The sequence below is a fragment of the Bacillus sp. 165 genome, from assembly GCF_017742235.1.
Classification (GTDB): Bacteria; Bacillota; Bacilli; order Bacillales; family Bacillaceae_G; genus JAGHKQ01.
The window spans coordinates 170,910-187,845 of record NZ_JAGHKQ010000001.1 but is presented as its reverse complement, the minus strand read 5'-3'; the positions used below and the strand labels follow the sequence as shown (position 1 = coordinate 187,845).

Sequence of the window (16,936 nt, the reverse complement as noted above, 5' to 3'; positions counted from 1 at the left end):
GAATACAAATGAAATTATATACAAGAACAGGAGACAGCGGAAAAACAAGCTTAGTCGGTGGAAGGGTGGATAAGGATCATTTACGTGTAGACGCCTATGGTACCATTGATGAAGCAAATTCATTCGTAGGCCAAGCGATGACATTATTAACAGACAAGAAGTTTGAGGATATTTATCAAGAGCTTGAAAAAATACAACATGAATTATTTGATTGCGGTGGAGATTTGGCTATTGTGAATAATAAAATTCCATATAAGGTTACTGCAGAGATGACAGTATTTTTAGAGGAAAGAATTGATGAATATATTAAGCAGGCTCCGCCATTAGAGCGTTTTATTTTACCAGGAGGATCTCCTGCAGCCGCAATTATTCATATTGCACGAACAGTATCTCGTCGTGCAGAGCGCTGCATTGTGTCATTAAAACGGGAAGAAGAGATCAATGAGCATGTTTTAAAGTATGTGAATCGTTTATCTGATTACTTTTTTGCAGTAGCCCGTGTCATAAATGCGAGAATGAATGTAAAGGACGTAGAATACGAACGCAGTGCAATTGTATTTAGAAGTAAAGAAGAAAAATAGAAAAAGAGAAAAAGAGCATGGGTCCCATGCTCTTTTTCTATTGCATGCTAAATAATAGGGTTCATTTATGCATATTTTGTTTAACTTTATGCACAATAGTAAAGGTGTAATGTGAGGCAGGGAGGAGAAGAAATGAGACGAAACAAAAGAAAAGCACATGTTTTATACTTTAGTGCAGCAGTTTTGAGTTTGCTATTTTCAGAAGGCAGTACAGCTTATGCTGAGGAAAAATGGACATGGCCGACTTCAGGGCATATAAGTGATTATTTTGGAACAAGGAAAGGCAAGCATTTTGGCATTGACATAGCAGCTAAGACAGGAACTGCTATACTGGCTGCGAAAGGGGGGATAGTTACAAAGTCCTATTATTCTCAAACATACGGTCATGTTGTATTTATTAAACATGAAGATGGATATGAGGCGGTCTATGCCCATATGAGTAAACGCATGGCAAACGTGGGAAAAAGAGTGGCAAGCGGAGAGAAAATTGGCGAGGTCGGAAACACCGGGCATTCTCGAGGGGCCCATCTTCACTTTGAAGTTCATAAGGGAAGTTGGAATATACATAAAACAAATGCGATTAATCCGCTTGTCGTATTGAATGAGGATGAAGTGGAGGCTGTTGCCTCTACATATGTCGTCCAAGAAGGCGACACTTTATCTAAGATAGCAAGCCGCTTTGGATTAACTGTACGGCAATTGAAGGTGAAAAATCAATTGCATAATGACATCATCCTGCCGAAGCAGAGACTTGTGTTGAATTAGAAAAAAGGTATGGGAAGAAGGGCTGTCTCAAAAGTCGAGTTTTCGGCTTAGAGATGCCCTTTTTAATTTCCAACTGATTTATCCGGCTTTTTTACCAATATAGAAATACGGAAATAAAAGCGACTATTGTAAGATAACCGTAATAAAAAAATACTTTTTCTCTTGTTTTGGTTTGAACCTTAGGCAAGACGATGGTAGGGTCAATTAATCCAATGACGAAACATAGTCCTCCAATCAACATGAAGGCGATTGAAATAGAAAATAGAGCTTTTTCTATAAGATACGGGACGACCAGTTTAATGAGAAACAGAAAAAGACAGGAATAAAAGATGGAGCCGATAAGCATATTCCATTTTGAAAACGAACGGTAACCTGGTATTTTTCTCCATACAGGTCTTGGTGATTCCTCAACTTCAATGGAAGTATATTGTTCAATCATAGCTTGTGCCGCCTTTCCTTTCTGCACAATGCTAATAATCCAATTTGGATCTCCTTTGAAGACAAATTCAGATTTTGTTAAATAGTGGTCGACTGTTACCTGTTTCCAGGTTGACCAAGGATGTCGATGAAGCAGCTTTATGCGGCTTTCTGATGACTTACTGTATTGATAAATGCTGATTCCATCTTTATCAAAGGTTGCATAATAGATATCTGTGGATAATTTGCCAAAGTCTATCCGGGAGAAAAGAAGGAGATCTCTTTTTAAATAAAAGTATTCTTTTCTGAGACTTTTTTTCATTACTCCGTGGATGGTTTGTTTCTGTTTTTTGCTCATAATGATTCCCCCAGAAAAATCCAATATTATTACCAATATTACATATTATCCACTTAAAAAAGCAATAGCTATTTTTGATAATTACAGGTGTAATAGCGGTATTAGGAGGTTTGCTGAGTGAATGTTCAATCACTTTGTGTTTTTTCATTCACAATCAATTGTTTTTGTTGTATACTGAGATTGTATAATTAAATATCGATCTATCTTCGGGGCAGGGTGAAAATCCCGACCGGCGGTGATGAGTGTAAACTCTAAGCCCGCGAGCCGTAAAGGCAGGATTCGGTGAAATTCCGAAGCCGACAGTATAGTCTGGATGGGAGAAGATGGAGGTTCGGACGTTCAAAAAATATAATGTTTTGAACGTTTATTAAATGTGCCTAAATTCTCCCCTTTGTGTGACGATACATTGGGGATTTTTTATGTTGTTTTATCAAATAAAGCGAAATGTCGTGTTTATTTGGATATACAACAGGCATAGTAGAACCTTTCCATATTTCCATGAGTACGATCGATGGAAAAGAGGAGAGATAAATTATGAAACAAAGAAATGTAACACAAATGGTAAGTATAGCAATGCTGAGCAGTATTTCTTACTTATTAATCATGCTGGATTTTCCGTTTCCAGGATTGCCGCCGTTTTTAAGAATTGATTTTAGTGAAGTTCCCGCTTTAATTGCTGCTGTTGTGTTTGGGCCAGGGGCGGGGATTATTGTGGAGGCCATTAAAAATGTACTCCATTATGGTATTCAAGGTAGTCTTACAGGTGTACCAGTTGGAGAGATAGCTAACTTTATTGCAGGATGTTTATTTATCTTACCAGCTTCCTATTTCTTCCGAAAATACCGTACAGTAAAAGGATTAACTGCCGGTTTAATTACAGGTACAACAATGATGACGCTTATCATGAGTATTTTAAACTATTTCATTATACTTCCTGCTTATACATGGTTTTTAAATATGCCGGCGATGTCTGCAGATGCAACACGTCAACTGATTGTAACGGGTATTTTGCCGTTTAATGTTATAAAAGGTATTATCATTACTATCGTTTTTGTATTACTGTTCTCACGTTTAAAGGTGTGGATTGGTGCTAAAATGAATAACGCCTAATAAGGAAAGGTCCTTCGCCTGCAAGACAGAGAGGGGCCTTTTTTGTTTGAGAACATAAAAAAACGTTATTCTGAAGGGAATAACGTTTTTAAATAAAAATACTATTCAAATTTTAATGCGTCGCCATCAAATGGATCATCAGCAACTTTGATAGAGTCAGTTGGACATCCTTCAAACGCATCCATCATATCATCAATCAATACATCAGGGATTTCAACGATACCTTGATTATCATCAAGTGTTACGAACGCAATACCCTCATCATCGTAATCATAAATATCTGGTGCAGCAGCTCCACAAGCTCCACATGCAATACAAGTATCTTTGTCAACAATCGTATATTTTGCCATTTGTGTAAACCTCCTGTAAATATGTATATTAAGTATGATAAGTAATTCTGTTAGAAGAAACTGCTAAGAATATGAAAAAATTTCTAACTTTATTTTAAAACGGTTTTGTATATTTTTCAATATAAAATTATAATGATAATGCTTATCAATTATATATGTCAACTATCTTCTGAGAAAATGAATGAGAAAGCTTTTGTATCCTGACTTTATAAAATTTTGGTAAAATAAAAGGCAAGACACTTGAAGGAGATGGGATCGTTGTTACAATTACAATATATAATTTTATACGGATTGAAACAGTTGAATGGAGAACGAACGTCTGCTTCAATATACCATTTGTTAAAGGGAAAACGTTCCTCTCAAACGCTTCAAGATGGAAAAATATATCATATCTCCTTTTTATTTGGTTTATTTAAAAAAATGGAGCGACATGATTATGATAAACAGATTAATACATTATTAAACGAAAAATGTATTAAGAAAATACAGGAAAACACCTACCTTATTACAAGTGTTGGAGAAGAGGAATTAATATACTATGCAAAAAAATACCCTCTCCCACAGAGTTTAGATGGACTGCGTTTTGCTGACACAGGAGAAGTGTTTTGGAAACGATTGTCTCTGCTTATTCAAACTCTCTCTCATTTACAGAATGGAAAACGCAGCTTCTCCCCTGTTCAGCAAGATATTGCCGTCACCTCTTGGACAAAGCAGTTTTTAATAAACAACCCTTATAAAAAAGAAAAATTGTCCTATGACATTTATGAAGAGTGCAGACATTTGCTTTCTTCTATGGGGGAGGTGGAGGCTACTATTTTTGTTTTGCGATTATCGAGATACGGTCGAGTAGGGCTAACGATAGAACAGATTGCTTCCATGTTGTCGCTGGAAGCACCAAGAACGTATATATTATTCCTTTCTATACTTCATGCCATGCTGGCAGCTATTGAAGAACAGCCCGATAATTATCCTTTATTAAGAGTTGTGGTTCCAAACGATAATAACCCTTTTCCTACGCTTAGTCATTCTACACAAAAAACATACCTGTTGCTTCAACAGGGGAGAAGGATGGAAGAAATTGCACGAATGCGCAATTTGAAAATGAATACTATTGAAGATCATATCGTTGAAATTGCATTTAATGACCCATCCTTTATAATCGAAACATTTGTTTCTGATAAAAAAAGAAAGAAAATTATAGAAATAGCAACGCGGCTACAAACGAAGAAGCTTCGTCAATTAAAGAAGCATTTAGGGGAAGATGTTCAGTACTTTGAAATCCGTCTAGTCTTAGCGAAGCTTGGAGGCGACTATGAAGCTTGAAGATGTATTGCAACAAAAATTTGGATACAATGCCTTTCGTACAGGGCAAAAAGCGATTATTTTAGATTTAATTGAAAAGAAAAGTGTAATTGCGATGCTTCCAACCGGTGGTGGTAAGTCTATTTGTTATCAATTACCGGCATATATGATGGAGGGCGCCGTTATTGTTGTATCTCCATTGCTTTCCTTAATGGAAGACCAAGTGAGTCAATTAAGATTATTTGGTGAAAAAAGAGTGGTTGCTTTCAATAGTTTTCGAACAATAGAAGAAAAACGAGAAGCACTACGTCGTCTTCATACATATAAATTTATTTTCGTTTCGCCTGAAATGCTTCAAATGCCAGTATTTCTGCACGCTTTAAAAAAAATTACCATCGCCTTATTCGTAATAGATGAAGCACACTGTATTTCGCAATGGGGTCATGATTTTCGTACTGATTACATGAAGTTAGGGCAGGTCATTGCATTTATGAAGTATCCTATTGTACTTGCTTTAACAGCAACTGCTACCAAACAAGTGCTCGATGATATTGCAGCCAGTTTGTCGATTGAGCATGCAGCACTGCATTTATACTCGATTGATCGCCCTAATATCGCCATTAAGGTAGAGAGTACAGAAACAGTGGAAGAAAAAAAAGAGAAGCTACTTCAATATGTGCAGCATTTACAAGGTCCTGGTATTATCTATTGTTCAAGCCGCTCTTGGAGCGAATCCATTTCACAATATTTACAAGCAAATGGTATTCAAAATGTCGCACATTATCATGGCGGTATGGAAAATGAAACGAGGCTATTGATTCAGCAGCAATTTATACAGAATCAGTTAGATGTTATCTCTTGTACAAGTGCATTCGGCATGGGAATTAATAAGCCGAATGTAAGGTATGTTATTCACTTTCATTATCCAAGCAATTTAGAATCCTATTTACAGGAGATTGGACGTGCGGGGCGAGATGGAAAAGATAGTATTGCTATTTTATTGATGAACCGTTTAGACCATGACCTGCCCATGTCTATCATTCGAGAAGAATTGCCTTCTAAAGAAATGATCGAGCATTTTCTTTCCCTTCTAGGAAGACAATCCAAAGAGAAATCATGGATTCACTTGGATGAAGCGCAGTATGTAGCGTGCAGTATAGCGGGATTTAGTGAACAGCATTGGAGATTTATTAAATATCATTTGGAATTGTTAGGTATGCTCAGCGAGGAGCACGTGAACATGTTATTACTTACAGAAGATTTAGTAGAACGTTTATATAAGCATGTTGTACTACGTTTAAATGAAAAGTTTGAAAAGCTGCATAAGATGAGAACATGGCTTGAAACAGAAGGCTGCAGAAGAGAGGCTTTGTTACAAGTATTTTCAAACAAGAAACAGATATATTTAAAAAACTGTTGTGATAATTGCGGGATTGATTTAAACGACTACCAACGACAAAAAAACTGTTCTGTTCCGAAAATGTATGATTGGGAAACGGAGCTGCAGTTGTTATTAGGTGTAAAAAAAATGGAGGGGTTATGATAAAACGTGACAGTTTGATTCAGACTATGACTGATAGGGAGCTTAGGTTGAATCTCTATATAACACAGCTCATTCTGCTCGGTATAAGCGGTGTTTTGATTTTTTTATTGTTTGACAATGTTCGTGATATTCTTCATTTTTGGAAATGGCAGCCACTCTTTATTTTGATGTGGGGAGGGGGGGCTGCTTTGCTAATTGTCGGAATTGATTTTTTGGCTATGAAGATGCTCCCGGAAAGTACGTTTGATGATGGCGGCATTAATGAAAGAATGTTTCAGGGGATTTCTGTTCCGCACTTATTATTGTTGACATTATTTATTGGTTTTACAGAAGAATTACTGTTTAGAGGGATTATTCAAACACAGTTTGGAATAGGTATTGCTAGTATTGTATTTGCTGTGCTGCATGTAAGGTACATTACTAAGCCATTTTTATTTACATTTGTCATAATTATCAGCATTGGTTTTGGATTGTTGTTTGAATATACAAATAACCTATTTATAACCATCTTTGCTCACTTTCTTGTAGATTTTATAATGGGATTGTATTTGCGGAAAGAGGATGGATTAAGCAAGGATGCGTGATTTTGAAACGTTTTTTCATCCCTGTACAAGAAGGGATGGGGATGTTTTTTAGAGATGGAGCATTTTAATGACCATAATTGAGAACATTTTGTGAAAGAAATACACAAGCACGCAAATATTCAAATAACATTCAATATTTTATTGTTCGTGTTTGGGAAAAATATGGTATAAACAAAATATAGAAACTATAAATTAGCGAGGTGGATTCTATGTTCGTAAAAAGTATTATGATACCGAGACACCGTTGCATCACTGTTCAATATGAGGACAATCTGGCTGTTGCATTAACAAAGATGGAGGAGTATGATATTGAGTCTTTGCCAGTGATTAAGGATGAGCGATATGAAGGAGTTATTACTCGATTTGGCATCTATGAGGACTTTTTTCATTCTTCTATGAGCAAAGATGAGTTTCTAGAACAAACTAAAGCAGGCGAGGCAGCTCGCCGTAAAGATGTGTATTTCAAGGGAGAAGAAGTGTTTGAAAATGCTCTTCTAACATTAAAAAGTTTTCCTCTTGCCCCTGTTATAGATGAAAGTAATAAATTATTGGGGATTGTGACACGATTTGATGTGTTAGACCAATTCAGGAGCGCATTTGGTGTGGGGAAAAGCGGAGTTCGTATTGCGGTTGCCTGTATAGAAGCTGAGGGACAGATTGCCAAAATTGCGGACCTTTCAAAATCTTATCATGACAATATTATATCGCTTTCCACATTTGATGAAACGGATAAGCTTATGAGGCGTATCGTTATTAAAGTGGAGAAAAATAAAAATATGGACAAGTTTATTCATAAGTTAGAAACGGCAGGTTTTAAGGTGCTGGATATTCAAGAAGATTAAAAAGCCTTCCGATACATGAAAGTGTATCGGAAGGCTTTTTATATTCTATTAACATTGTGTTATTATTTGTATAGGTTATTTGTTAATAAATGTATAACTATATTATAAGGAGATGAAGAATGAGTATTTTACTTGTTGTGACTGTCGGGGGAATTTGCGGAATACTGTTACTGCTTCATATGTATCGAGAAGCATTTCGCAATACGGTGTTGGAACAGGATATAACCTTTGTGGATTTTCCAGAGAGTTTTGATAGAATTGTTGTGTTTTTTATTTCAGATATTCATAAAAGAAAAATAGCGCATGAAATTGTAGATAAAGTAAAAGGGAAGGCGGACGTGGTTATTATAGGAGGAGATTTACTAGAAAAAGGCGTTTCAATGAAACGAGCTGCGGACAATATAAAAATGTTAACTGAAATAGGACCTACATATTTTGTATGGGGAAATAATGACTATGAGGTCGATTATCATGAATTAGACGCACTTTTGCTTGATTATAAAGTTAAAATCTTGGATAATACCGGGGTACTATTCGAATCAAAAGAAGAGGAGAAGCTAACGATTCTCGGAGTAGATGATGCTACACTTAAACGTGATAGATTGGATTTGGCATTGAATGACTGTGAACAAGAAGGTTTTCGTATTCTTATCAGCCATAACCCGGAAATCATCAATAAAATTTCTGCAGAAGACCGTGTCAGTTTGGTATTAAGCGGTCATACACACGGGGGACAAATTCGCCTTTTGGGTGTTAGCCCATATTTAAAAGGAGGAGTATACCTATACCCTCATACAACGTTGTTTGTCAGTAACGGGTATGGTACAACCAAGTTGCCATTTAGACTTGGTGCACCTGCACAAACACATTTGATTACCATAACGAGAAGCAGCTAATTATAAGGTGGGAGTATTGATGCCGATTCAAGGGAAGTACAATATTAAAGCAATATCAAATATGCTTGGCATTCAGCCTGGAACATTGAGAGCATGGGAGAGACGTTATCAGATTATCGCTCCAAAGCGAAATGAAGCCGGTCATCGGTTATATACAGAAGAACATGTAAGTATATTGAAATGGTTAATAGCAAAAGTAAATGAAGGCTTTACAATTGGCCAAGCAGTCAGTTTGTTAGAAAGCAGTCAAATGAATAATCAATTTTTACTGGACCGTGAAGATGATCGAACTGATAGTTTAAGTGAGGCAATTCTCCATGCACTTTTGAAATTTGATGAAGTGAAAGCACATGAGTATTTAAATGAAGCATTTAGTTTATTTACTATAGATAAGGTCACGATGGATATTTTAGCGACAGTGTTGGTGAAAATAGGACAACTTTGGATGGATAAAGCTATTACAAGTGCTCACGAGCACTACGCAACCTCATTTTTACGTTCTCGTATCGGAATGATTTATCATAATTTACCGATCAATGGAGTGCTTCCGAAAATAGTTGCTGTATGCGGACCGGGAGAATTCCATGAATTAGGACTTCTGATTTTCACGATTTATTTAAGACGCAAAGGATTTCAAGTGATTTATTTAGGTGGGAGTGTAGCAGATAAAGATATTGATGTTGTTATAGGGGAGGTCAGCCCAAAATTTATTTTCTTATCGTGTACTCTTCAGAAAAACATTGTCGGAACCGTTAAGCTTGCAAATAGAATACAAAAAGAATATGATTGTCTTTCGGTAGGTCTTGGTGGTGCAGGCTTTTTAGAGTTGCCAGAGCAGGAAAAACAGGCAATCAGCGAGTATTTAGTAGGAAATACGAAAGAAGAATGGGACGAATGGATTAAGAGCAGAATGGTTATCTAAGGAAAGAACTCTCTGCAATAAGAACCATCTATTTTCTTTCTCATATACTGAAGGTATGCAGGACGGTAAGGAGGTTTAGAAATGAGGCTTGAGCGTCTGAATTATAATAAAATAAAAATTTTTCTAACATTTGATGATTTATTGGAACGAGGACTTACAAAAGAGGACTTATGGCAAAACGCTCCTAAAGTACAGCAATTGTTCCGTGATATGATGAATGAAGCAAGTAAGGAACTCGGGTTTGAAGCAGATGGTCCTATTGCTGTAGAAGTATTTTCATTACAAGCGCAAGGAATGGTTGTAATTGTTACTAAGGAACATCAGGAATCGGAATTAGAAGAAGATTTCAGCGATGAGTTTATCGAAATGCAGGTTACACTCGATGAGAGTGATGATATACTGTATGAGTTTGCCAACTTTGAAGATATTATTTCGTTGGCACAATATTTATATCCTCTAGGAATTATAGGCGGGAGGTTGTACTCCTTCCAGAACGGGTTTTATTTACTGCTTAATGAAGAATCGGCAAATCTATCGAATGAAACCCTCATTGCTATACTGGCAGAGTATGGAAGTTCTGCTACTATTACCATTTATCGATTAATGGAATATGGAAAAGAATTAATGAGAGAAGATGCTATTACTCAGCTTTATCATCATTTTGTCGCAAAGAAAAAGCCTCAGCATTAATAAGTTGAGGCTTTTATTATGCTCGATACTTTAATGTTTTATACATAATTAATATGAATAGGTAATCTTCTTAAAATTCCTAATATAAAAATTTTTAGAAATAATATTTTTTTCTTTTCGATTGAGATAAAAAGCAATATAATAATGTTGCAAGCGTTTACAAGTTTGTTTTTAAAAAATGTAAATAAAGTTTGTTTTTGCTTTGCATCATCGATATAACGGTGTATACTAGGCATGAAGATTATTAAACAAGTGAATGTTACAGGGGGTTTACTTACCATGGTAGCCGATAAGTCAGGAGATCAAAAGCAACAAGGAAGAGAACATTTAGATGTGTTAAAACCAACGCAAATTGTTATTAAAGAAGCGCTTGAGAAGCTAGGCTATCCTCAAGAAGTATATGAATTATTAAAAGAACCAATCCGTATGATGACTGTGAAAATACCAGTTCGTATGGATGATGGTACAGTTAAAATATTTACAGGCTACCGTGCTCAGCATAATGATGCAGTTGGTCCTACAAAAGGTGGAATCCGTTTCCATCCTAACGTAACAGAAAATGAAGTGAAAGCGTTGTCCATTTGGATGAGCTTAAAATGTGGTATTGTAGATTTGCCATATGGAGGCGGTAAAGGCGGTATTGTTTGTGATCCGCGTGAAATGTCTTTCCGTGAATTAGAGCGTTTAAGCCGTGGTTATGTTCGAGCAATTAGTCAGATTGTGGGTCCAACTAAAGATATTCCAGCTCCGGATGTATTTACAAACTCTCAAATTATGGCGTGGATGATGGATGAATACAGTCGAATCGATGAATTTAATTCTCCAGGATTCATTACAGGAAAACCATTAGTGCTTGGTGGTTCACACGGTCGTGAATCAGCAACTGCCAAGGGTGTAACAATTTGCATTCGTGAAGCTGCGAAAAAGCGTGGTATTAGCTTAGAAGGTGCTCGCGTAGTTGTACAAGGATTCGGTAATGCAGGAAGCTTTTTATCAAAGTTTATGCATGATGCTGGTGCTAAGGTTATCGCTATCTCTGATGCTTATGGTGCTTTGCACGATCCGAACGGCTTGGATATTGATTATTTATTAGATCGACGCGATAGCTTTGGTACAGTAACAAAGCTGTTTAAAAATACAATTTCTAATAAAGAATTGCTGGAGCTTGAATGTGATATTTTAGTGCCTGCAGCGATTGAAAACCAAATTACAGAAGACAATGCTGAAAATATTAAGGCTAAAATAGTCGTAGAGGCAGCGAATGGACCGACTACTTTAGAAGCAACAAAAATTTTGACTGAACGAGGTATTCTTCTTGTTCCAGATGTACTAGCAAGTGCGGGCGGTGTTACTGTGTCTTACTTTGAATGGGTACAAAATAACCAAGGCTACTATTGGACTGAGGAAGAAGTAGAAGAAAAGCTGGAAAAAGTAATGGTTAAATCATTTAATGCAATTTATGATACTGCACAAATCCGCAAAGTTGATATGCGTCTTGCAGCATATATGGTCGGAGTTCGGAAAATGGCGGAAGCAAGCCGTTTTCGCGGTTGGGTATAAAAGAGCAAAACACGATTCTGAAAAGGGTCGTGTTTTTTAGTGTCTTTTAAAAATTTCATGTAGCGAATGTTTTAAAAGAAAGGCTCTGTTAAAGTATATTGTTGATTTTTAAATAAAAGAAATAGACCACAAAATGGTGGTCTTTGCTTTTTCTTATATAACTAAAACATGCATTAGGTACAAAAGGATTTACTTTTTAAATTCTTTGTACTCGTCAATGTAAAAAGTAACATAACCACAATTTGGGCATACAGCTGCTTTTGTTTTTGCTGATATATTATTGAAAAATCCCTTACCTTTTTGACTAATTTTAATACCACTCAAATCACCTTCAACAGTTACTTTACATTCTTCTATCATTTCAGTTTGACATTGATTACAAATCCTTTTCATATCAAACACTCCTATTAGTTTGATTAAAAATTTATCTCTTAAATTATTTCTACAATAAGGTGTTGCTTTCCTTGTTTAACTATCCTGCCATTTAGTTGTATAAGAAAATCAACAATCTTTTATAACAGAGCCAAAAGAAAAGTAGTACGGATAATTTACTTTGTCGAAAAGAATATAGAAAATATGTTCGTATTCTTGGTGAGAACACTTGTTCTTACGTGTGCATCCATGCTATAATTTAGTCAAGCATAAGGAATAAATTGATTAAAAAAGGTGAGGGGTATAATATGATTCAGAATAGTTTGATAGTACCGAGGACAATCCAAAAAGAAGCGAAAAAAGGTGTGTCGCTCCGAGAGAAGATAGCTCGTGTCAATATGTTTTTTGGCTTGGAGAACCGTTCAGATTGCATCTGGTTTTATGGAGTTTACGGGCTTTCTTTAAGTATTTTGGTGTTTACTTTTGTGCTGTCAAACATCCTCGATACCTTTCATGGATAATAATGCTCATTCTAATCAGGAGAGATGCATACATATAATTACGTGTATGTTAGGCATTGATTCTGCTGACGGAGTTGAGACCAATGAGATTTCCAATTAATCGAAATTATATTTCATTTGGGAATTCTAGACCTGGAAAACGATTGTCAAAGGTAAAGTTTATTGTAAGTCATGATACGGGAAATCCCGGAAGCACTGCGATGGGCAATCGTAATTACTTTGAAGAAGTTCAGCCTAAGTCTTCTGCACATGCTTTTATAGATGATAAAGAAATTGTAGAGATGATTCCTTTAGATGAAGTGGCATACCACGTTCGTTACAGTGTTCCGGCAGATAATGAAATTTACGGGTTAGATGCAAACAGTGCAGCTATAGGAGTGGAGTTATGCTATGGAGGAAATATAAGCTTTTGGGATGCATACACTCGCTTTACATGGTATCATGCCTATCTCTGTCAACGATTTGGTTTAGATCCCAAAAACAGTATCGCATCTCATAAACAATTAGATCCAAAACGAAAAATTGATCCGATTAATGTGTTAACTCAGCAAGGCATATCATTTCAGCAGTTCTTGAGCGATGTACACCGTATGTACGTATCTATACGTTAATTGAAAAAAATGGAATACAATTAATTGTGATGATGGCCTACTATAAGAAGTAGGTCTATTATTTTTTGAAAAACATATTTTTTGACAGGTTTTAAATCTAGAATATATGATTGTTTGTATTACAGCAGGAACTTGGGAGTGAAGCAAGTGCAAGAAGAAAAAGTAATTATAATTGGCGGAGGTCCATGCGGACTGGCGGCAGCTATCTCAATGCAAAACATCGGAATCGATGCATTGGTAATTGAAAAAGGAAATATAGTAAACGCTATTTACCATTATCCGACGCATCAAACCTTTTTCTCTTCAAGTGAAAAATTGGAAATAGGGGATATTGCCTTTATTACTGAAAATCGCAAACCAGTACGAAATCAAGCACTGGTATATTATCGTGAAGTTGTAAAGAGAAAGAAGCTTCGCATTCATGCTTTTGAAACAGTAACGAGTGTATCGAAGCAAAGTAGTGGTTCTTTTGTCGTTCGTTCTCAAACAGAGGGGAAAGAAAGGAAATATACTGCGAAATACATCATTGTTGCTACAGGGTACTACGATAATCCGAATTTTATGAATATACCGGGTGAAGATCTAGAGAAGGTCTCTCATTATTTTAAAGAAGCCCATCCGTATTTTGATCATGATGTTGTCGTAATTGGAGGGAAAAATTCTAGTGTTGATGCTGCTTTGGAGCTTGTAAAAGCTGGGGCGCGTGTAACGGTTTTGTATCGCGGCGCTACATTTTCTCCAAGCATTAAGCCGTGGATATTGCCTGAATTCGAGGCTTTGATTCGGACTGGTACTATCAATATGGTATTTAACTCTTATTTGAAGGAAATTACAGAAAAAGCTGTTATATATACAGTGGGAAATAAGACGGTTACTATAAAAAACGACTTTGTCTTTGCTATGACAGGCTACCATCCTGATCATAGTTTTTTAACAGAAATGGGAGTAAGTATTGATAAAGAAACTGGCAGACCAATGTATGATGCAGATACAATGGAGACTAATGTTGAGGGGATTTTTATTGCTGGAGTCATTGCTGCCGGTAATAATGCTAATGAGATTTTTATCGAGAACGGACGTTTTCATGGTGACCAAATTGCAAAAGCTATTGCAATACGTGATTAAAAAAGCCTCAAATTATTGAGGCTTTTTTAATACATAAATATTTCATGAAGCTTATTTGGGTCGTTTGTTACTTCTAGTGCTACAAGAAGCTTGATTCTCGCTTTTTGTCCGTTCAATCCGTTAGAGAAAATAACACCCATATCCTTTAGTTGTTTGCCGCCGCCTTCATATTCATAAACATCTTCAGCGATTCCATTAAAGCAACGTGAGACAAGGACAACAGGAATCCCTTTTTCAATGAATGTCTTGATAATAGGTACAGTTCTTGGCGGTAAATTTCCTTGTCCTAGAGCCTCTATAATTAAACCGTCCACTTGTATACTGTGAATAGCCTGTAAAATCATTTCATCCATACCTGCATAAGCCTTTAATAACACAACATGCTTTGTTGTGTTATCGATTTTATACGTATCACGATTTAATAAGGTTTGATGGAACATAACTCCTCGCTTTGTTACAATCCCAATTGGTCCGTACTGCGGGCTTTGGAATGTTGCTACATTACTGGTATGCGTTTTAGTTGCATTTTTTGCGCAATGAATCTCATCATTTAAAACGAGCAGCACTCCTTTTCCTCTTGCTTCTTCACTTACAGCTACACGGATGGCGGAAATAAAGTTGTGCAGTCCGTCAGCTCCGATTTCGTTACTTGATCGCATAGCTCCTGTTACGACTACAGGGATATTAGATTGCACAGTTAAGTCTAAAAAATAGGCCGTTTCTTCTAACGTGTCAGTACCATGTGTAATGACAACACCATCTACCCCATCCCTCACGACTCTCTCATCAATAAGCTTCTGTAGAGTAATCATTTCATTTGGTGTCATATGGGGAGAAGGTAGATGAAATACGTCTTCCACGACTAGTTCTGCTATAGCGGATAAGTTTGCTCCATGCTGTAAAAGCGGATTATTTCTTTGTTGTTTCACAGAGCCTGTTTCTTTATCTTCTTCCATGGCGATTGTACCGCCAGTGTGTAATATTAAAATCTTTTTCAATACATTCCCCTACTTTCCAATGTTCTTTTGGTGCAAATGGTATGTTCGTGTACAAATAGAGTATGAGTAGTTAGAAAGAACACCGAACACTATTACCATAACATGCAATAGAGCTGCCTACAATGAAAAAAGTAAGGAAATAAACGGGTATAAAATTATGCAGTTGTCCGATACTAAAAAGCATGAAGCGAGGAGGTAGTCGGTGTGCAAAGGGCAGAGCGGATCATTATAAAACTTGCTGTTATTCAACTCGTATTTTTACTTTTATCTCAAGCGTTGCTTACACAACCGGAAATTGCCGGGTATTTATCTAAAGTCGTATATTATGAAGGTGTCACAAAGGGGTATGTGACCAATGTATTAGAAACATTAAAATAAAGCCAATAGTTTTTCCTGGTTCTTATTATTTAAATGGCACAAGGGATATGCTACAATAGTTTCAGAATTTCATGGGAAAAAGGTAGAACAAGCAAAAGCAGGGAAACCTGCTTTTTGCTTGTTCTAAGCATTGAGGAGGATTTTATGAATAAGAAAATTTCAATCGCTATAGACGGACCGGCAGCTGCTGGGAAAAGCACAGTCGCCAAAATTATTGCGAAACGTCTGTCATATTTATATATTGATACGGGTGCGATGTATCGTGCGCTGACTTATGCAGCCTTAAAACATGACGTAGATTTAGATAATGAAAGCCAATTGCTTGCCTTGCTGCAGTCTATCAGTATTGAACTAAGGCAAGAGCAAGACTTTCAGACAGTATTGGTTAATGGGGAAGATGTCACGGAAGTCATTCGTACTCCTGAAGTGACAAATCAAGTGTCAATCGTAGCTAAGCATCGTCTCGTCCGTGAAGAAATGGTGCGACGTCAGCAGTTGCTTGGACAAAATGGCGGAGTGGTGATGGATGGGCGTGATATTGGAACCCATGTATTACCTAAAGCAGAAGTGAAGATTTTTCTTCTTGCTTCGGTTGAAGAGCGTGCACACCGCCGTCATATAGAGAATATTTCAAAAGGGTTTGAATCTAATCTTGAAAAGTTAAAAGATGAAATTGCTGCGCGTGATAAGCTTGATTCTGAGCGGGAAGTGGCACCTTTAAAAAAAGCAGAGGATGCAATGGAACTAGATACAACCTCCCTTTCTAAGGAAGAAGTTGTAGAAAAGATGATGGATATTGTACAATTAAAGTTAACACAATAAGGAAAGATGCTCTGCTCTTTCCTTGTTTCTATTTTCAAGGAACAGAAGCAATATACTTGACAAATTATTGGATTTGTTAGAAGTTAGTAAAGGAAGATATTTTCTAAATATTTGTATTACAAGTACGTACAAATGGAAAGTTATATGTTCCATTTACTACATACATACAATTGTATTGACATTATAGTA

20 protein-coding genes and 1 riboswitch are annotated in these 16,936 nt (G+C 36.5%); of the genes, 16 read left to right on the top strand and 4 right to left on the bottom strand.

What is annotated here, in order from left to right:
• Window positions 1-8 precede the first annotated feature (8 nt).
• Both J7Q84_RS01030 and J7Q84_RS01025 read left to right on the top strand, forming a co-directional pair.
• On the top strand, window positions 9-581 hold the full coding sequence (locus tag J7Q84_RS01030) for a cob(I)yrinic acid a,c-diamide adenosyltransferase (RefSeq protein ID WP_209092541.1): 573 nt from the start codon (window positions 9-11) through the stop codon (window positions 579-581).
• A 132-nt stretch (window positions 582-713) separates the two neighbouring features.
• Window positions 714-1,346 (top strand): peptidoglycan DD-metalloendopeptidase family protein, encoded by a 633-nt coding sequence (locus tag J7Q84_RS01025; RefSeq protein WP_209092540.1) that lies wholly within the window; start codon window positions 714-716, stop codon window positions 1,344-1,346.
• Window positions 1,347-1,437: 91 nt separating this feature from the next.
• On the opposite strand, the gene J7Q84_RS01020 is transcribed toward J7Q84_RS01025, so the two are convergent.
• The gene (locus tag J7Q84_RS01020; RefSeq protein WP_209092539.1) at window positions 1,438-2,121 is read right to left on the bottom strand and encodes a hypothetical protein; all 684 of its coding nucleotides are present in this window, start codon (window positions 2,119-2,121) and stop codon (window positions 1,438-1,440) included.
• 198 nt (window positions 2,122-2,319) lie between these two features.
• Window positions 2,320-2,450, top strand: a riboswitch (FMN riboswitch).
• A gap of 205 nt (window positions 2,451-2,655) precedes the next feature.
• Between J7Q84_RS01020 and J7Q84_RS01015 the strand changes: the two genes are divergently transcribed.
• Window positions 2,656-3,231 carry an ECF transporter S component gene (locus J7Q84_RS01015; protein ID WP_209092538.1) on the top strand — a complete coding sequence of 192 codons (576 nt, stop codon included), beginning with the start codon at window positions 2,656-2,658 and terminating at the stop codon, window positions 3,229-3,231.
• A gap of 101 nt (window positions 3,232-3,332) precedes the next feature.
• Here J7Q84_RS01015 and J7Q84_RS01010 read toward each other — a convergent pair whose 3' ends face one another.
• On the bottom strand, window positions 3,333-3,581 hold the full coding sequence (locus J7Q84_RS01010) for a ferredoxin (protein WP_209092537.1): 249 nt from the start codon (window positions 3,579-3,581) through the stop codon (window positions 3,333-3,335).
• A 258-nt stretch (window positions 3,582-3,839) separates the two neighbouring features.
• Between J7Q84_RS01010 and J7Q84_RS01005 the strand changes: the two genes are divergently transcribed.
• From J7Q84_RS01005 to J7Q84_RS00970, 8 genes are all read left to right on the top strand, one after another.
• Window positions 3,840-4,904 carry a YpbB family protein gene (locus tag J7Q84_RS01005; protein WP_209092536.1) on the top strand — a complete coding sequence of 355 codons (1,065 nt, stop codon included), beginning with the start codon at window positions 3,840-3,842 and terminating at the stop codon, window positions 4,902-4,904.
• A complete protein-coding gene (locus J7Q84_RS01000) occupies window positions 4,894-6,426 on the top strand; it encodes a RecQ family ATP-dependent DNA helicase (protein WP_209092535.1) in 1,533 nt (510 codons plus the stop codon). Before J7Q84_RS01005 ends, J7Q84_RS01000 begins: the two co-directional genes overlap by 11 nt.
• Entirely contained in the window at window positions 6,423-7,010 is a 588-nt protein-coding gene (locus J7Q84_RS00995) for a CPBP family intramembrane glutamic endopeptidase (RefSeq protein ID WP_247739016.1), read from the top strand. Before J7Q84_RS01000 ends, J7Q84_RS00995 begins: the two co-directional genes overlap by 4 nt.
• A gap of 209 nt (window positions 7,011-7,219) precedes the next feature.
• The gene (locus J7Q84_RS00990; protein WP_209092534.1) at window positions 7,220-7,852 is read left to right on the top strand and encodes a CBS domain-containing protein; all 633 of its coding nucleotides are present in this window, start codon (window positions 7,220-7,222) and stop codon (window positions 7,850-7,852) included.
• 119 nt (window positions 7,853-7,971) lie between these two features.
• Window positions 7,972-8,748: a metallophosphoesterase gene (locus J7Q84_RS00985; protein ID WP_209092533.1), complete on the top strand. Its 777-nt coding sequence runs from the start codon at window positions 7,972-7,974 to the stop codon at window positions 8,746-8,748.
• A 19-nt stretch (window positions 8,749-8,767) separates the two neighbouring features.
• On the top strand, window positions 8,768-9,670 hold the full coding sequence (locus J7Q84_RS00980) for a MerR family transcriptional regulator (protein ID WP_481747519.1): 903 nt from the start codon (window positions 8,768-8,770) through the stop codon (window positions 9,668-9,670).
• Window positions 9,671-9,751: 81 nt separating this feature from the next.
• Entirely contained in the window at window positions 9,752-10,360 is a 609-nt protein-coding gene (locus J7Q84_RS00975; RefSeq protein WP_209092531.1) for a genetic competence negative regulator, read from the top strand.
• Window positions 10,361-10,639: 279 nt separating this feature from the next.
• Complete coding sequence (locus tag J7Q84_RS00970) at window positions 10,640-11,920, top strand: Glu/Leu/Phe/Val family dehydrogenase (protein ID WP_209093076.1); 1,281 nt, start codon at window positions 10,640-10,642, stop codon at window positions 11,918-11,920.
• Between the two features lie 189 nt (window positions 11,921-12,109).
• Here J7Q84_RS00970 and J7Q84_RS00965 read toward each other — a convergent pair whose 3' ends face one another.
• Window positions 12,110-12,313, bottom strand: coding sequence for a nucleic acid-binding protein (locus J7Q84_RS00965; RefSeq protein WP_209092530.1), 204 nt, complete (start codon window positions 12,311-12,313; stop codon window positions 12,110-12,112).
• 287 nt (window positions 12,314-12,600) lie between these two features.
• Between J7Q84_RS00965 and J7Q84_RS00960 the strand changes: the two genes are divergently transcribed.
• The 3 genes from J7Q84_RS00960 (at window position 12,601) to J7Q84_RS00950 (ending at window position 14,549) form a co-directional block, all read left to right on the top strand.
• Window positions 12,601-12,813, top strand: a complete 213-nt coding sequence (locus J7Q84_RS00960; protein ID WP_209092529.1) for a DUF3961 domain-containing protein — start codon at window positions 12,601-12,603, stop codon at window positions 12,811-12,813.
• Between the two features lie 83 nt (window positions 12,814-12,896).
• Window positions 12,897-13,424, top strand: coding sequence for a peptidoglycan recognition protein family protein (locus J7Q84_RS00955; protein ID WP_209092528.1), 528 nt, complete (start codon window positions 12,897-12,899; stop codon window positions 13,422-13,424).
• Between the two features lie 147 nt (window positions 13,425-13,571).
• A complete protein-coding gene (locus J7Q84_RS00950; protein ID WP_209093075.1) occupies window positions 13,572-14,549 on the top strand; it encodes a YpdA family putative bacillithiol disulfide reductase in 978 nt (325 codons plus the stop codon).
• Between the two features lie 26 nt (window positions 14,550-14,575).
• On the opposite strand, the gene J7Q84_RS00945 is transcribed toward J7Q84_RS00950, so the two are convergent.
• Complete coding sequence (locus J7Q84_RS00945; RefSeq protein WP_209092527.1) at window positions 14,576-15,547, bottom strand: asparaginase; 972 nt, start codon at window positions 15,545-15,547, stop codon at window positions 14,576-14,578.
• 204 nt (window positions 15,548-15,751) lie between these two features.
• On the opposite strand from J7Q84_RS00945, the gene J7Q84_RS18175 reads away from it, so the two are divergent.
• Window positions 15,752-15,925, top strand: a complete 174-nt coding sequence (locus J7Q84_RS18175) for a YpfB family protein (protein WP_209092526.1) — start codon at window positions 15,752-15,754, stop codon at window positions 15,923-15,925.
• 144 nt (window positions 15,926-16,069) lie between these two features.
• Window positions 16,070-16,747 carry a (d)CMP kinase gene (gene cmk, locus J7Q84_RS00935; protein ID WP_209092525.1) on the top strand — a complete coding sequence of 226 codons (678 nt, stop codon included), beginning with the start codon at window positions 16,070-16,072 and terminating at the stop codon, window positions 16,745-16,747.
• Window positions 16,748-16,936: the final 189 nt, after the last annotated feature.

Coding starts and splice junctions, on each gene's coding strand:
- J7Q84_RS01030 (WP_209092541.1), top strand. CDS start 9: ATGAAATTATATACAAGAACAGGAGACAGCGGAAAAACAAGCTTAGTC.
- J7Q84_RS01025 (WP_209092540.1), top strand. CDS start 714: ATGAGACGAAACAAAAGAAAAGCACATGTTTTATACTTTAGTGCAGCA.
- J7Q84_RS01020 (WP_209092539.1), bottom strand. CDS start 2,121: ATGAGCAAAAAACAGAAACAAACCATCCACGGAGTAATGAAAAAAAGT.
- J7Q84_RS01015 (WP_209092538.1), top strand. CDS start 2,656: ATGAAACAAAGAAATGTAACACAAATGGTAAGTATAGCAATGCTGAGC.
- J7Q84_RS01010 (WP_209092537.1), bottom strand. CDS start 3,581: ATGGCAAAATATACGATTGTTGACAAAGATACTTGTATTGCATGTGGA.
- J7Q84_RS01000 (WP_209092535.1), top strand. CDS start 4,894: ATGAAGCTTGAAGATGTATTGCAACAAAAATTTGGATACAATGCCTTT.
- J7Q84_RS00995 (WP_247739016.1), top strand. CDS start 6,423: ATGATAAAACGTGACAGTTTGATTCAGACTATGACTGATAGGGAGCTT.
- J7Q84_RS00990 (WP_209092534.1), top strand. CDS start 7,220: ATGTTCGTAAAAAGTATTATGATACCGAGACACCGTTGCATCACTGTT.
- J7Q84_RS00985 (WP_209092533.1), top strand. CDS start 7,972: ATGAGTATTTTACTTGTTGTGACTGTCGGGGGAATTTGCGGAATACTG.
- J7Q84_RS00980 (WP_481747519.1), top strand. CDS start 8,768: ATGCCGATTCAAGGGAAGTACAATATTAAAGCAATATCAAATATGCTT.
- J7Q84_RS00975 (WP_209092531.1), top strand. CDS start 9,752: ATGAGGCTTGAGCGTCTGAATTATAATAAAATAAAAATTTTTCTAACA.
- J7Q84_RS00970 (WP_209093076.1), top strand. CDS start 10,640: ATGGTAGCCGATAAGTCAGGAGATCAAAAGCAACAAGGAAGAGAACAT.
- J7Q84_RS00965 (WP_209092530.1), bottom strand. CDS start 12,313: ATGAAAAGGATTTGTAATCAATGTCAAACTGAAATGATAGAAGAATGT.
- J7Q84_RS00960 (WP_209092529.1), top strand. CDS start 12,601: ATGATTCAGAATAGTTTGATAGTACCGAGGACAATCCAAAAAGAAGCG.
- J7Q84_RS00955 (WP_209092528.1), top strand. CDS start 12,897: ATGAGATTTCCAATTAATCGAAATTATATTTCATTTGGGAATTCTAGA.
- cmk (WP_209092525.1), top strand. CDS start 16,070: ATGAATAAGAAAATTTCAATCGCTATAGACGGACCGGCAGCTGCTGGG.